Source organism: Rhodobacter sp. P2_H5 (assembly GCF_056403335.1).
In genome coordinates, this window is the sequence record NZ_JBFUFS010000151.1 from 1 (window position 1) to 538 (window position 538).

The 538-nt window shown below is 66.0% G+C and carries 1 pseudogene; it reads right to left on the minus strand.

Features of this window, described 5'->3' with window-relative positions:
* Nucleotides 1-276: 276 nt before the first annotated feature.
* Nucleotides 277-538 (minus strand): annotated as a pseudogene (locus AC1DVR_RS24040) (hypothetical protein); the annotation flags it as partial.

Here is a 538-nt window from a genome sequence, read left to right on the forward strand (position 1 = left end):
CATGTACCCTTCCAAGCGTCCGCGCCACGCCCGCGTCCGTCTCCCGGTTTCCCGAGGACCGGCACATCCCGGCTTCGGGCATGTCACGCATGAGGATCGAAGCGAAAACCCGCCTCACGCCGCGCCGCTCATGCCGCGCGGCGTCAAGCCCCTCGTCCCGGACATCCGGAAATCGCCAAGCGAACGCGCAAAATGCCCTGGGTATCCCAGATCACTTCCGACGGCCCCCTTGCGTCCGGTTCCCCCGTGATGCGCGACAGGCGGCTTGCCTATCGCTTACAGCGGTCGATTGGCTTTGCGATCGATTTCAGTTTGGTCCCTCGCAGCGCGGCTCCGCGCGCCCAACAGGTGCGTAAGTGCGGCGCCAGCCTCATAATATGCCTCGCGCGGCCCGGTCAGACTTTCGCGGTGCGACGCCACAGGGGCGACCGGCAGACCATCTGGAGTGCCCGTCAGCAGGGCCATGGCGGTGCTGGCACCAAAGATCGTCCCCGGGCAGATACCACGCCCCGAATAGCCGAAGCATGCATAGGCATCG